Annotated in this window: 12 protein-coding genes; 6 read left to right on the top strand and 6 right to left on the bottom strand. The window is 63.9% G+C overall.

The features are described from left to right. Positions 1-83 precede the first annotated feature (83 nt). Entirely contained in the window at positions 84-713 is a 630-nt protein-coding gene (locus tag BLO63_RS11015) for a helix-turn-helix domain-containing protein (RefSeq protein WP_205409306.1), read from the bottom strand. 239 nt (positions 714-952) lie between these two features. Between BLO63_RS11015 and BLO63_RS11020 the strand changes: the two genes are divergently transcribed. From BLO63_RS11020 to BLO63_RS11045, 6 genes are read left to right on the top strand one after another with little or no spacing between them, the layout of a single operon-like run. Continuing rightward, on the top strand, positions 953-2,056 hold the full coding sequence (locus BLO63_RS11020) for a TRAP transporter substrate-binding protein (protein ID WP_205409307.1): 1,104 nt from the start codon (positions 953-955) through the stop codon (positions 2,054-2,056). A 4-nt stretch (positions 2,057-2,060) separates the two neighbouring features. Then, the gene (locus BLO63_RS11025; RefSeq protein WP_091440268.1) at positions 2,061-2,612 is read left to right on the top strand and encodes a TRAP transporter small permease subunit; all 552 of its coding nucleotides are present in this window, start codon (positions 2,061-2,063) and stop codon (positions 2,610-2,612) included. Further along, the gene (locus BLO63_RS11030) at positions 2,609-3,973 is read left to right on the top strand and encodes a TRAP transporter large permease (protein ID WP_342028864.1); all 1,365 of its coding nucleotides are present in this window, start codon (positions 2,609-2,611) and stop codon (positions 3,971-3,973) included. Before BLO63_RS11025 ends, BLO63_RS11030 begins: the two co-directional genes overlap by 4 nt. Before the next feature lie 31 nt (positions 3,974-4,004). Continuing rightward, on the top strand, positions 4,005-4,388 hold the full coding sequence (locus tag BLO63_RS11035) for a Rid family detoxifying hydrolase (protein ID WP_091440271.1): 384 nt from the start codon (positions 4,005-4,007) through the stop codon (positions 4,386-4,388). A gap of 7 nt (positions 4,389-4,395) precedes the next feature. Continuing rightward, complete coding sequence (locus BLO63_RS11040) at positions 4,396-4,965, top strand: MOSC domain-containing protein (protein WP_091440273.1); 570 nt, start codon at positions 4,396-4,398, stop codon at positions 4,963-4,965. 3 nt (positions 4,966-4,968) lie between these two features. After that, positions 4,969-5,913: a PDR/VanB family oxidoreductase gene (locus tag BLO63_RS11045; protein WP_091440275.1), complete on the top strand. Its 945-nt coding sequence runs from the start codon at positions 4,969-4,971 to the stop codon at positions 5,911-5,913. A gap of 267 nt (positions 5,914-6,180) precedes the next feature. Here BLO63_RS11045 and BLO63_RS11050 read toward each other — a convergent pair whose 3' ends face one another. From BLO63_RS11050 to BLO63_RS11070, 5 genes are all read right to left on the bottom strand, one after another. Further along, entirely contained in the window at positions 6,181-8,796 is a 2,616-nt protein-coding gene (locus tag BLO63_RS11050; RefSeq protein WP_091440278.1) for a sugar porter family MFS transporter, read from the bottom strand. Between the two features lie 45 nt (positions 8,797-8,841). Beyond that, complete coding sequence (locus BLO63_RS11055; RefSeq protein WP_091440281.1) at positions 8,842-10,932, bottom strand: HAD-IIB family hydrolase; 2,091 nt, start codon at positions 10,930-10,932, stop codon at positions 8,842-8,844. 82 nt (positions 10,933-11,014) lie between these two features. Further along, on the bottom strand, positions 11,015-12,646 hold the full coding sequence (locus tag BLO63_RS11060) for a GMC oxidoreductase (protein WP_091440282.1): 1,632 nt from the start codon (positions 12,644-12,646) through the stop codon (positions 11,015-11,017). Next, a complete protein-coding gene (locus BLO63_RS11065) occupies positions 12,639-12,938 on the bottom strand; it encodes a hypothetical protein (RefSeq protein ID WP_091440285.1) in 300 nt (99 codons plus the stop codon). Before BLO63_RS11065 ends, BLO63_RS11060 begins: the two co-directional genes overlap by 8 nt. Then, complete coding sequence (locus BLO63_RS11070) at positions 12,935-14,194, bottom strand: DegT/DnrJ/EryC1/StrS family aminotransferase (protein ID WP_244517807.1); 1,260 nt, start codon at positions 14,192-14,194, stop codon at positions 12,935-12,937. Before BLO63_RS11070 ends, BLO63_RS11065 begins: the two co-directional genes overlap by 4 nt. Positions 14,195-14,902: the final 708 nt, after the last annotated feature.

Here is a 14,902-nt window from a genome sequence, read left to right on the forward strand (position 1 = left end):
GGAGAATTCAATTGTCCCATGCTCTCCAGAGAGTTGGCCGCTCAAATTTCAGATAGGAACAGTATCCAGTATCTGGCAGAGGTTTAAGGGCCGTATACGGATATCAGCACGCAGCTCTGGTCCGTCAGGCGACGGACCTTATGGCGCAGAACCCCGGGAAATTGCACGGAATCACCTTTGTTGAGAACCAGTTCCTGATCAGGAAAACGCACTTCTACCTTACCCTGAATGACGAACAGCAGCTCTTCGCCGCGATGGGTCGCTTCCGGCTCATTGGCGAACTCGGCAGGCGGATACATGAGGAAGACTTCCAGGCCTGAACTGTCGGTCCCCTGGGTCAGAACCTCCATGTGGTAGTTGCCGTCATCGGCGGTGAGCGCATCGCGATCGCCCGCACGCGTGATGAAGATCAGCTGGTGGTTCTCCGCCGCTCCGAACAGCTGCGCTGCGGATACTTCCAGCGCCGTGGAAATCCGCAGGACGATGGCCACGGAAGGGACTTTCAGCCCACGCTCCACGCGGGAGAGATAACCTTTGTCCAGGGCCGCGGCCAAGGCCAACTGCGACAGGGAAAGCCCGCGCGCGACGCGCAGCGCGCGAATGGCGCGACCAAGGCTGACATCGGTCGTCGCCTTCGTGGTCGCGGGGGCCGCTAGCGTGACCATGGGGCTCTCATACTCCTGCGTTCGCTCGGCATGCACCGGATCGTACAAACCCGCGTCCTGCCCGACCCAAATTCCCGGGAGGGAATTTGGCGACGACGTCAGCACAATTTCCCCACTCAGATGCCGATTGCAAGTGGGCAATTACGCCCAAGCTACAATGTTGGCCATTGGGCAACCAGGGTGAGAAAACCCGTCACGCCCATCCTTCAGAAGTTTGGCACAGGCCTTGCGACGGAACGCTTTAGAAGCTCGTATCGCAGTTTCAGGAAGTTGAAAATGGTTGCTTATTGAGCAACGTTGTCCAATTTGTAGACGGCAACAATCGAAGGGATTGCCCCATGACTCTCGCCAAACACATGCGTCAGGCAGTGTTGGCCATGATGGTCGCAGCCCTGCCCATTTCCGGGGCAGCGGCTGCGGACAGCAAGGTGAAGTGGAAGATGGCCGCGACCTTCCCGAGCTCGCTGCCGCAGCTCGGCACCCTCGGAAAGCGTCTGGAAGACCAGATCGCCAAGGTCTCCGGCGGCAATATCGAGATCCGCTTCTATGAGCCCAACGCCCTGGTGCCGCCACTGGAGGTGTTCGACGCCGTGTCCATGGGAGCGGTGGACGCTGCTTTCTCCACCCCCGGTTTCTGGGGCGGCAAGGTGCCGGCGCTGCAGGTCTTTGCCGCTCTGCCGTTCGGCCCCGCGGCGCCTGAATACATGGCGTGGTTCTATTTCGGCGGCGGCAAGGAGATCTTCGACGAGATCTATGCCAAGTACGGCATCAAGTCGGTCATGTGCGGCATGCTCGCGCCGGAGGGCTCGGGCTGGTTCAAGAAGGAAGTCTTGAGCGTCGACGACCTCAACGGCATGAAGCTGCGCTTTTTCGGGCTGGGCGCCAAGGCGCTCGGCAAGTTCGGCGTTTCCGCGCAGTTGCTTGCCGCCCCGGACGTCTATCCCGCGCTCGATCGCGGCGTCATCGACGGCCTGGAGTTCGTGCAGCCTGCCATCGACCTGAAGATGGGCTTCTGGCAGATCGCCAAATACTACTACTTCCCCGGCTGGCACCAGCAGTCGACCTTCTTCGACTTGATGATGAACAAAGCCCAGTGGGACAAATTGAGCCCCACCCAGCAGGCTCAGATCGAGAGCGTGTGTGGCGACAATGTGCGCTACGGCATCGCCGAGGGCGAGGCGATCCAGCTTCCCGCCCTCAAGGAGCTGCAGGAGAAGGGCGTTACCATCAAAAAGTGGTCCGACGAGGACCTGAAGAAGCTCCATGTCGCTGTCGACGAGGTGATCGCCGAGCAGGTGGCCGCCGACCCCGATTTCGCGCGGGCCTATGCCAGCTTCTCCGCGTTCCGCAAGGATTACGCGACCTGGAAAGACATCGGATATCTGAAGTGATCCCATGACCTTCTTGCTGGTCACCTCAAACGTGTTGAAGGCGAGCGCACGACGCGTGGGGGAGGTTGCGGCGTGGTGCGTCGTCGCCCTCATCCTCACCGTCATGCTCGACGTCATTACCCGCCGCTTCATCGTGCTTGGCTCGACGAAGCTGCAGGACCTGGAGTGGCATCTCCACGCCACTCTCTTCCTGCTCTGCCTCGGCTACGCCTATGTTGAGGGGGAGCACGTGCGCATCGACGTGCTCCACTCCCGCTTCGGGGCGAAGGCCGCGGCGGCTATTGAGCTGATCGGCGCCGCCCTCTTCCTGGTGCCGTTCTGCATTGTTGTCCTCTACTACGGATGGGGCTTCGTGGCCCATTCCTTCCGACTTGACGAGGGCTCGCCCTCACTGACCGGCCTGCCGCACCGCTGGATCATCAAGTCCGCGCTGGTCATCGGCTTCACGACCCTTCTCCTTTCCGCCCTCGGTGCCATAACCGGCGCCTTGGCGACGCTCCTCGGCGCCCGCCCGCCCGGGCGGCATCACGACGCGCACCAGGAGGTGGGGCTGTGAGCCTGTTCGAAACCGCCTTGCCCCTCGCCATGCTGGGCGTCCTGGTGCTGGTACTCTTCTCCGGATTTCCCGTTGCGTTCTGCCTGGCGGGAGTGGGGCTCGTCTTCGCCTTGGTCGGCGGCATGCTCGACATGTTCGTGCCGGCCCAATTGTTCCTGATCGTCAGCCGCATCTGGGGCTCGATCGCGGACAATCTGGTGCTCGTCGCCATTCCCATGTTCATCTTTATGGGCATCATGCTGGAGCGTAGCGGAGTCGCGCGGCATCTTCTGGAAATCCTCTCCGTGCTGATGCGGCGGGTGCCGGGGGGGCTGGCTCTTTCCGTCGTGCTGATGGGCACGATCATGGCGGCGACCACGGGCATCGTCGGTGCTTCGGTGGTGATGCTGGCGCTGCTTGCCCTCCCGGTGATGATGGAGCGGGGCTACGACAAGGGCATCACCGCCGGCGTCATCTCCGCCTCGGGCACGCTGGGGATCCTAATCCCGCCGTCCATCATGCTGGTCATCATGGGGGACCTTCTGGCCATCCCCGTGGGCGACCTGTTCACCGGCGCGGTCATTCCCGGCTTCCTGCTGTCGGGGCTCTACCTCGTCTATATCGTCGTCATGGCGCTGCTGAAGCCCGAGCGCATGCCCCGGCTCGAGAAGAAGCCGATGGCGGACGGGCAGAGCCTTCTCGGGCTCGTGATCAGGGGCTTCCTGCCCCCCACGGCGCTGGTGGTGCTGGTTTTGGGCTCCATCATCGGTGGCTTCGCCACCCCCACCGAGGCGGCGGGCGTGGGGGCGTTTGGGGCGACGATGTTGGCCATGGTAAACCGCACGTTCTCGTTCCGGCTGCTGAAGGACGTGGTGCAGGGCACGGCGCTCACCAACGCCATGATCTTTGGCATCTTCTGCGGTGCGACCCTGTTCTCCTACGTGTTCCGCGAGCTGGGAGGGGATGACGCCATCGTCCATCTGATCGAACTGCTCGATCTGCATGACTGGACGCTCCTGCTTCTGCTCATGGCCATCATCTTCCTGCTGGGCTTCTTCTTCGACTGGCTGGAGATCACTTTGATCATCCTGCCTGTTTTCCGGCCGATCGTGATGGCGCTGGACTTCGGCGATGCGGTTCCCAAGGACAAGATCCTACTCTGGTTCGCTATTGCCGTAGCGGTGAACCTTCAGACCTCCTACCTCACGCCGCCCTTCGGACCAGCCCTGTTTTACCTGCGCCAGGCAGGCCAGGGGTATCTAACCCTGGGCGAGATCTACAAGGGTATCATTCCATTCACTTTACTTCAGCTTATGGGACTTTTACTATGTCTTATATTCCCGACGCTGGTTATATGGTTGCCGAGTTATGTCGGTTATTGAGCTGATAATCTAAGCATCAATGGAGATTCACATGTCACGCAGTGTAATCGCGACCGAAGACGCGGCCCCGGCGGCCGGACCGTATTCCCAGGGAATCGCATTCGGCAACCTCGTTTTCGTCTCAGGCCAATTGCCCATCGACCTTGCTACCGGGGAGTTGGCGGAAGGCATCGTGGCACAAACCAAGGCGTCGCTGAGCAATCTGGAGGCGGTGCTGGTGGCCGGCGGGGCGAGCATCGCCAGCGTCGTGAAGACCACCGTGTTTCTGAAGAACATGGACGACTTCACCGCCATGAACGATATCTACGCCAAGTCATTTCCCGGTAGTGCGCCAGCCCGCTCCACCATCGAGGTGGCACGACTGCCCAAGGGCGCGCTGGTCGAGATCGAAGCCATTGCGGCGCGGATCGATTGAGGGCGGCATGACGGACGAAGCCAGCGTGAAACAAATCGAGGCCTTCGCCCATCCTGCCGCACAGGCGGCGCTGGGCGTTGAGGGCGGCACCACGGGCTGGAAGGGCGAATTGCTCCACATTCATATCGCACCCGCGGCAAGCTACGAGATGGAGAAACTTGCCGTCGCGACATGTGTCGCCGGCCGCGGGATCGAGGGCGACCGCTATTTTCTTGGAACCGGCACCTATTCGACCCGCCCCGATGTGCGCCAGATCACGCTTATCGAACAGGAGGCGCTCGACGCGCTTGCGCGCAACGATCCACCGCTTCAGGAGAGCCCGGTGGTGCTGGCGCCGGAGGAACACCGCCGCAATCTCACGGTGCGCGGGGTGCCGCTCAACCATTTAGTGGGCCGGCGCTTTCGTGTTGGCGAGGTGATCCTGCGTGGCGGGCGCCTCAACTTTCCCTGCAAGTATCTCGAAAAACTGCTCGATCGTCCCCTTTTCCTGCCGCTTTACAATCGGTCCGGCCTCAATTGCGGCATTGAGAAGGGTGGCATCATCCGGCCGGGAGATCTCATCGAGTTGTTGGACTAGGTGATGAGTGACCGTCTGATTATGAAATTGCGGGTTGTCAGTGCGAGGCTGACGACCCCGGATGTCCTGGTGCTTGATCTGCAGCATCCCAAGCGGCCGTTGCTTCCAGCATGGACGCCCGGCGCCCATGTGGACGTAATGGTGGCCGGTGGTGTGCGCCAGTATTCGCTTTGGGGCGACCCGGAGGATCGCGCCTATTACCGCATCGCGGTTAAACGCGAGGCAGGCGGACGCGGCGGCTCGAAATGGATCCATGACCATGCGAAGGAAGGCTCTGAGCTTCATGTCTCCGCTCCGCGCAACCATTTTGGTCTTGATGGAAAGGGCGGACGACACGTGCTGGTGGCCGGTGGCATCGGCGTGACGCCGATCCTCGCCATGAGCCGTGCGCTGGCGGCAGGGAAGGCGGACTTCACCGTCCATTACTGCGCTAGGAGTGCGTCCGAAGCGCCCCTTCTCGACGAATTGAGGACCGTGTGCGGCGATCGCCTGACAACATGGTTTTCACAGCAGGGACGGCGCCTCGACGCGAATACGTTGCTGGCCCAGGCTGCGGGCGCCGAACTCTACACTTGCGGCCCGAACAGTCTGACGGCGGCGCTTGAAACCGCCATCGCCGCCCAGGGCTTTCCCGTCGAACTCTACCATAGGGAACATTTCGCAGCCCTGTCGGATGCCGATTTCGTCCCGGACTCTTTTGAGGCAGTTATCGCCTCCAGCGGCCGCACGCTCCACGTTCCCGCCGACCGCAGCTTGCTTGAGGTGCTGCGGGACAATCACTTCGTGCGTGGTTCCTCATGCGAGATCGGCGTGTGCGGCTCGTGTGAGTGCGGCTATGTGAGCGGGGATGTGATCCATCGCGACGCGGTACTTGACCTTAAGGCCCGGGCCAGTCGCCTCATGCCCTGCATCTCCCGGGCCAGAGGTACCGTGACACTCGATCTCTGATCAGTTTGGGCGTCCCTGGAGACGGACAGGAGCGACGGTCTGGGAGATCGCGTAGCATGGAAGCGGCGCGCCGCGCGCCCGCCTGCATAGTGGCGTGCCCCACCTCAATTGGCATTTACGGCATTCAATTTAAGAGGTTATCTACGTTCGTAGAGGGGCAATCTGGCTGCGTTGGGACTCACCCCAGCGCCGGCGAATAGGCCGTCGCACTGTTATCATGGGGCCCGGTTTCCGGATTGCCGAGCGGTGCGCGCGCGACTCCCTCATTCATCGTTCACGCCAGTAACGGGCGATGTCCTCCAAGCTCTTGTTGCGCGTTTCCGGCATGTGCCGGAACAGATAGGCCGCGCCCAGCAAGTTGATCGCCGCATAGCTCAGGAAGGTTACGCCCAGTCCCGCCGTGTCGATCACGAACGGAAAGGTGAGGGTGAATATGAAGGCGAACAGGCTGCGCATGCCGTGTGACAGGCTTGTGCCTGGTCCCCTTATGGCCTGCGGAAAGATCTCCGCCACCACGATCTCGCCCACCTGCCCGAGAGTCAGGGCGAAGACGCCGACGAACACGGCGAGCACGGCGACCATGGCCCAGGCGGCGGCGACCGATCCGTCCACGCTCCCGTGCAGCAGCGACAGCAGGGCGAGACAGCCAGACATGATGACAAGGCCGCTTATGACCAGTGGCTTCCGGCCCACCCTGTCGACAATTCCGAGCGAGATGAAGGTGGCTACAAGGAAAACCACGCTGAGGCCAAGCGTGGTGACGAAATTGACCGTGGTGTCCTCAAAGCCGATCTCTTCCAGCAGGGTCGGAGCGTAGAACAGCACCATGTCCCAGCCGCAGAACACGATGAGAAACATCAGCGTGATCCCGAGCACCAGGATCGGCCGGTTGGCGCGCGACGCCAGCTGCCGCCAGGCCCCCGACATGTCTTCCCGCGGCACAGGCTCCATCTCCGCAAGCACATGGTCGACATCGTGCTCGTCGAACTGGCGCAGCACGCGGCGGGCAGCGGCGTGGCGTCCCTGCATCGCAAGCCAGCGCGGAGATTCCGGAAGCGGGAGCAGGAGCAACCCGTAAAGCGTGCTGGGAACCGCGATGAAGGCGAACATGTAGCGCCAGCCTTCGGGCGTCGCCTCGAACCAGATGCTGACGCAATAGGCCAGGATCGCACCGGCTCCATAGGTCGCCGCCTCGAAGGACATCAGGCGTCCGCGAATGGCGCTGGGCGAGATTTCGGCGACGTAGATGCCCGTGGTGGGGGACGCAATCCCGATCGCCAGACCAACGGCTGCCCGCGCCATCAGCAGCCACATCAGCGAGGGCGCAAGCGCCGACAGGAATGCACCGGCGACAAACAAGGCAGCCGTCGACATCAGAAGATAGCGACGCCCGAACCTGTCCGCCAATGCGCCGGCGAGAAAGGAGCCGCCGGCAAGACCGAGCACCAGCGTGCTGACCACGGCACCCTGTTCGAACGGGCCAAGCCCCCACTCCCGGGCCAGCAGGACGATGGCCGCCGCGGTGATGGCGAAATTGAAGCCGTTGAGCAAACCTCCGGTCGTGACGAGCGCCGTGACGGCGTAGTGCACGAACAGGCTGCCTCTGGCCCGCACTGCGGCGGCGGCGGCCATGGCGCGGGCGTTGATCTCGGTCAGCCCGAGTCCGTTGCATTCGGGAAGGGCGCGCCGAAACAGAAAGAAGCCGACGACCGCGACGCCGGCATAGACCGCGAAGATGCCCGCCCGCGTGGGTTCGTCGGCAGGAACCAGACTGATCGCCGACGTGATTCCATCGAACAGCCAATGGGAGGCTGCCACGAGGCCGATCGCCATGCCGCGAACTCGGATTGGACAGAGCTCGACCGCCGTCACCCACGGGATCGGCCCGAGACCGATGGCGAAGAAGGCCACGAAGGCGAAAACACCGGCTGCAGCCATCGCATGGCCCGGGCCGGGCTCCGAGACGCTAAAGGCGAGGCCCGCGCCGGCGAGGGCGAGACCTGCGGCCGATCCGATGAAGCTGGCCAACAGCAGAGGCCGGCGTCCCATCCGGTCGATCAGGCATATGGCTCCGATCGTTGCCAGCACGTTGACGATGCCCAATGGCATCGCATCGCCCGCCAGCAATCCGCTCCCCAGGCTGAAGTCGACGCCCTCCATGATGGAGGGGGCGAAATAAAGAAGGGTGTTGATACCTACGAATTGCTGGAAAAAGAACAGACTGACGCAGAGCAACAGCGCCTGCCGGCCCTGAATCGAAAACGGGCCCGCGTCGCGCGGCTCGTCCCGGCAGTGGTAGGAGCGCTCCTCCGCGTCCTGAAGATCCAGCCACAGCGGTGATTCCCGCAGGAGCAGCGCCGCCCCGGCCAGCACGAGACCGGGAGCAGCGCCGAGGCCCAGCATCGTGCGCCAGCCGGCTGTCACGTCGTGGAAGACCTCGTCGGCGCCATAGGCGAGCAGCACCCCCAGCGTAATCGCCAGCTGGAATGCCGTTACCAGCGCGCCGCGCGAACGGGCCGGGGCGATCTCGGCGATGTAGGTCGGCCCCACCGCCGACATCGCACCGACAGCGACCCCTACCACGACGCGGGCGACGAACAGCACCCCGATCGATGGCGCCACCGCGCCCGAGAAGGCGCCAAGCGTGAAGAGTGCGGCGGTCGCCATGATAACGTCGCGCCGGCCAATACGGTCCGACAGCCAGCCGCTGACAAGCGCCCCGAAAAGCGCTCCGGCCAGCGTACCCGTGCTCACCAGCAGGAGAGCGGAGCGGCCAAGCCCCCACTCGCCGACGGCCTGCTGCAGCGCGCCTGCGGCGACACCCGTCTCGTAGCCGAACAGCAGGCCACCAAGGGAGGCGATGGCCACGGACAGATGGAGCATTTCGACCTCGAGCCTTCGGTTCGTACCGGCGGGGCACCGTCGGGATCAGGCGACGGAGAGCGCCTGCCCGTCTTGCGCGCCCCGGAAGTACGCCACCCCGTCGAGAATGCCGCGCGCGTAGCGCCGCGGAGCGAAATGGCAATGATCGAGTTCCGGCCGGCTGCGCAACTGGTCGCAGAAATTGCCGACGACAATGGCATTGGGCAGCAGCCGGAGCATCTCGACGTCATTGCCGGAATCGCCCGCGACGTAGACTTGCCGGGTCTCCAGCCCGAGACGCTTGCGCACGAACTCGACCGCCGTTCCTTTCGACGCTCGCGGCGGAAGGATGTCAATGTAACGGGCATGACTGCCCATGACGGTGGCCTGCAGGCCCACCGCGATCAGCCGCTCGGCAATCATGGCGGCGGCCTCCGGATTGGCCGGGCTGAGGTAGCTCAGCTTGAAGCGGCGCTGTTCGAGCGGGGATTGCGGCCGGATGCCAGGCAATTCCTGCAAGGCGGCAAGAATGCCCGCGCGATCCCACCCCTCTGCGATCCACTCGGCCCATTCGGGATCGGCGCGGTATTCGGGCCCGTTCTCCGCCCGATAATAGATCTCCGATCCGACGCTGGTGATCATGATATCGGGAAGTGGCGACTCTTCCTGCTCCAGCACCGACATGGCACTGTGGAAGCTGCGGCCGCTGGCGATGGCGAACGCCATCTCGGGCTCGCCCGCCAGCCATTCGCTAAACTCCGCCAGCGCGTCCCGCGATCCCAGCAGTGTGTTGTCTATGTCGCTCACGAGCAGTTCGCGCGGCTGTCGAATTCCGATGCCCTCCTTGCCGGTCACGGCTTCAGCAAGGCGCAGATAGCGCTTGGCGTGGGAGCGCCAGTCGAACCGCTTGACCGCGCGCGCGCCGGCCGATGCGTAGGAATCCCACAAAGCGGGGTCGGCGAGCATGCGGATGGCCGCCTGCGCAATGTCGTCGGAGGAGCTCGGATCGACCAGCTCCCCGTTGCGGCAGATCTCGACGATATCGTTCGGCCCGCCGCTATCCGTGGCGATGATGGGGATGCCGACCGCGGCGGCTTCCAGCAAGGTGAGCCCGAACGGCTCATTCAGCGCCGGATTGATGAAAATGCCCCGCCGGTATTGCGCATAGCCATAGATGGCCGGCACGTCGGAGGGCAGGTGCACCTTTGGGTAGGCGATCCTGCCGTAGAGGTCGTAGAGGTCGATCAGGCGCAGGATCTCGTTGAGGCTGTTGGAAATCTCCGGCTCCAGATGGGAGATGTCGGAGCGATTTCCCGCGATCAGGACGAGGTTCGCCATTTCCTGCAGCTGCGCGCTTTCGCCATATGCTTTTACCAGCATGGCGAGGTTCTTCTTCGCCACGGGCCGCGCAATGGCGATCAGCGCCGGCTTCTCCGGATGGGTGAGGAAGCGGTTGATGAGCCGGTCCACATGCAGGCGTGGCGGCGCACCCCGGAAAGCGGCGAGTTCCGCGCCCGGTGGAATGATGCGTATGCGCCCGGGATCGTAGTTCTTATACTGCGAATACTGGAACTCAGCCTCGTCGCGTGAACTGGCGACGATAAGCGAAGCGTCGCGGATGGCCCGCTCCTCGATCTCGATGCGCCGCTCCAGCGATTCCATAGAGTCGGGATTCTCCGTCCCGGCATTGTCGCGAAAGGCATCCATTTTTACGCGCCCGAGGGAGTGCGCGACGAAGGTGTAGGGAATGCCGAGCCTCTCGCGAACGATACCAGCCACCACCCCCGCATCGGCGTAATGCGCGTGGATGATGTCGGGTGGGGCGGGCTGGGCGCCAATCCAGTCGATGAGCGACTCGGCATAGGCGGGCACTTCGCTCCAGAGTTCCTCCTTGGTCAGGTAGTCTGGGTTCGGCGTCGCAAAGCGGACGATCTCCGTCTTGGACGACACGCGTTCGCGGGGCACCGCGTAGTCGGCGCCGTGATTGCTCTCAAAGGCGCGCGTCGCGATCACGATGCGTTCGGCCTTCGCGATGCGCTCGGAGGCTTCCACCATGCCCAACAGATAGCGGATGTGACCTCCCGTATCCGCGTTGATGCCGTACTGGACGTCGGAGCCGCGCAGACATCCCTGCAGTGCGATATGCAAGACGAACATCGAAAGCTCCCTTCTCCGGCACAACCGGGAAACACGCATTGCCGAAACAGCGTGCCCGGACACGCTGTTTCACCCTGAAGTCTCATGCGGCGGACAGTTCCCCCGCTGCCGCGCGGGCGGCCAGATGGTCCCCGAGACGGTGCGCGAGGGCCATGATCGTCAGTGTCAGGTGCTTCTCGGGCAGTTGGGGAATGACGCCGCCGTCACAGACATAGAGGTTCGCGATGCCGTGGCAGCGCAGATTGGCATCGACCACGCCGGCACATGGGTCCGCCGCCATGCCGGTGGTCCCGGCATAGTGGATGCCCGTTCCATTGTCGGAGCTGCCGCCGTGGATGATCGTGCCCGACGCGCGGCCCAGCACGCGCCGGCCCCAGCGCTCCATGGCGTCCATCCGGGCCTGCGCGCGCGGCGAGCTGGTATAGTCGATATCGACCTGCGGCACGCCGAAGGCATCGGTTTCGCGGCTCGGCCGCAAGCGATTGGCGGGATTGGGCTCGCCGCCGCAGAACATGCCGATGGTCAGGTAGCTGTGGAACATGAGCCGCGCCAGCCGCCGCTTCACGAACGGGGGAAATCGTTTGAGGCCCGCAAGATAGTGCGGGATATCGGGCACCGAGTGGCTGTTGTGGCAAAGGAAGGGAAAGGTCTCCCCATCCGGCAAGCTGGCACGCCCGACGATCAGCACAGGGTCTCCATAGCCGATGTCGTAGTCCCGCCGCTTGCCCCAGAGCTTCCAGAGCGAGGTGGACAGCACGGTCTTGGGATTGTCCTGCAATCGCCGCCCGACTTGGTCGTAGCGGTTCGCCAGCCCGGCTGGCGCCGTACCGGACGCTGAATTGAACAGGATGCGTGGCGATTCCAGCGCCCCCGCCGCGAGCACCACGATGCCGGCCCGCAGCCGATGCCGCTCACCGCTCGCCGTGTCGAGAAACTCGACGCTCTCCACCCGCGCCCCGTCCGGCGAGGCGATCAGCCGCGTCACCTTGGCTTCGGGCCGCAGCGAATAATTGGAACGCCCGGCAATGCGCGGCAGAAGCCGGCTGGAGAACTTGTAGACAGCGTCGGTGGGGCACCCGAAGGCGCAGCCGCCGGTCGACTGGCACGAGGAGGGCGTGCCGGGCCGCGTGTTGATCGCCTTGCGGTTGGCGGTGACATGCGCGGTCGGCGCGCCGAGGCTGGCCACCGCCTTCGCCAGCAGGTCGTCCACCGGCCGGAAGGGCTTGGGCGCGATGAACTCGCCGTCCGGCAGTTCGGGCAGGTTCGCCGAGGTGCCGCACACCGTCACCAGCCGTTCGGTCGCCGCATAATGCCGGGCGAGGTCGTCATAGGGCAGCGGCCAGCCGCGCACATCGTCGGCGGAGAAGCGCACGCTGACGCCGTTCCAGAGATTCTGCAGGCCGCCGACGGCAAAGACCTGATAGGGTAGGAAGCCCCCGGCACGGCGCCGCGCCGATCCGTGTTCGGCCGACGCGAACAGGGCGTTGCCGAAAAACGCCTCGTGCGGGTCGGCCGGCCAGCTCGTATGCGCCCGGATGCCGAAGTCCTTGCGGCTGCCATAAGGGTCGGCGCTGCGGAAATAGTTGGCCGCCAGCCGCGGCCCCTGCTCAAGCGAGACGACCTTCAGCCCGGCCATCGCAAGGCTGTGGGCCAGGATGCCGCCGGCTGCCCCGGTGCCCACCACGCAGACGTCGCAGCCATCGATCTCAGCCATTGGCGCGCTCCAATGGCCATTCCCCGACGGAGGCAAGGAAGCCCGGAGAGGCGAACGCCACATATTCGAGGAAGGACAGAATGAGCTTTTCGTCTGCTCCGCGCCGTAAGGAGAAGCGCGAGGCGCGCACTCCGGCCGCGCTCGCAGCCAGAAGGGCGGCGCGGATTTGGTGATTGAGGAAGGAGACCCGGACCACGTCGTCTTCAATCGGGCTCAGATAGTCACGGTAGGGGCTCACCGCGATTATGGCCCGCAGGAGCGCTGCCGCCTCGTGCTCCGACCGCTCGTTCACGACAGCACCAGGCGGGCGACTTTACGCAGGGCAAGAATGATGTCGTCGACATCCTGCTCGGCGAGCGTCGATCCGATCGAGAGTATGGCGCTGCGGGCATGCAGATCGTCGCACGAGGGAAGCGCGCCCACGTCGTAATCATATCCGGCGGCAAAGGAATTCTGCGGATGACTCCAGGGGAAGCCGTCGCGGCTATTCGAAGTACGGCGAACGAGGCTGGGAATGTTCGAGTACCAGTGCAGCCCCCAGTCGCGCATGGAAACGCAAAGCGGCCGGCCTCCTGGGCCCGCGATGCCTTCGGAATGCACGGCGGCGGCAAAGCGGCGCGCCGTCTCCTCATCGCGCAACAGGGTGATCAGGAAAGGCCCGGTATCGCCCGCCGGACAGGGAATGGTGCGCAAGCCAAGGCCCGGGATGTCGGACAGCCCCTCGCGGATCCGCCATTTGGCCGCGCGCATCGCATCTGCGATTCGGGGCAGCTTTCGCAGCTGCGCCAGGGCGAGCGCGCCGGCCAGTTCGGACATGCGCACGCCATAGCCCCAGAGCTGGCAGCTCTCGTCGCCCGTATCCAGCCGCCCGTTCACGTCCCGCGCGTAGCCGAGATCGTGCAGCGCGACAATGCGGCGGTGAAGGGCCGGGTCTTCGCAGACCACCATCCCTCCTTCTCCGGAGGTGATGTTCTTGTTGAGCTGGAAGCTAAACACCCCAATAGCGCCGAACCGCCCGACGGCGCGCCCGCCCGACGAGGCGCCCGCCGCCTGTGCGCAATCCTCGATCAGCGCGACGCTGCGGCGCTCGCAGATCGCGGCGACTTCGGCAACGTGCCCTGGTGCCCCGTTCATGTGTACAACCAGCACGGCGCGGGTGCGCGGCCCGATCTTTCGCTCGAGGTCGACGGGGTCGATGGTAAAACTGTCGTCGATGTCGACCAGCCGGGGTATCGCTCCCGAACGGACCACGGCGGCAACGCAGCTGATCCAGAGATAGCCGGGCAGCAGCACTTCGTCGCCGGGCCCTATCCTCAGCGCCGACATGGCGATAGAGAGGCCCGAAGTCGCCGACGCCACGGCGACGGCATGGCCGTGGCCAAAGCTGGCGCACCACTCCCGTTCGAGCGTGTCGACCATGCGCTGTGGGTTCTCGCCGTAGAAGCGAAAGGGACTTCGCGCCATCACCACGCGCTCGACGAGCACTCGCTCTTCTTCCCCGATCCAGTTGGCACCGGGGAACTCATGCGGCAGCGCGAGCGTCCGCACGGGGACGCCACCATCGATTGCGAGCCGGTTTGAATGTTCCCCTTGCATACTTCCCCGTCGCTGCAGTGAAAGTTGAAATTCAGTGAGTGCGCTAAGTGAGTTGTGCCTCGCATTCCGGCATGGATGACGTCGCCCAGCGCGGTGGAGGCGTGAACGGCCTATCGAAAGCGCGACGAATACGTGCATTGCCGGCGATGAACCGACCGCAGGTCGGAAGGCGAAGGCCAGGAGCGGCTTTTCCTTGCAATCGCCCGAGGCAACGTCGAGGCCGGTGTGAGCAACCCAGCCGCCGGAACCGAGGCAGCGCCCCGGTTATCATCGTGGGGGGAGGGCATGCGCGCAGCCACCTGGGCTGCATTCTTCACGCGGGCCTTGGTCGTTGGGGCATTCTCCGGTAGGAGACCTTCAAATTCCATCGGCGCGTATACAAGAAGAGAAGGGCATTTCCGCATCGTGCGCAAATTGACCCGCCTAAACGACGTGCTGAAAAGCTGCAATTTGAGGCTCACAATGTCCTCCGCGTTCAGGGAGACTATGTCGTTGCTCGATTTTTCTTTCGCGCGAGTGCCGACAAACTACCTCCACAGGTCAGGCTGGCAATCGTTGGAGCGTTCCAAATCACGACGTGGCGTCTCATTGCCTGAATGGTGATCGGATTCGAATCACGTGCGACCGAGGCTAGGCGTTCCCAGTCGACAAAGCTGGAAG

Source organism: Ancylobacter rudongensis, assembly GCF_900100155.1.
Classification (GTDB): Bacteria; Pseudomonadota; Alphaproteobacteria; order Rhizobiales; family Xanthobacteraceae; genus Ancylobacter; species Ancylobacter rudongensis.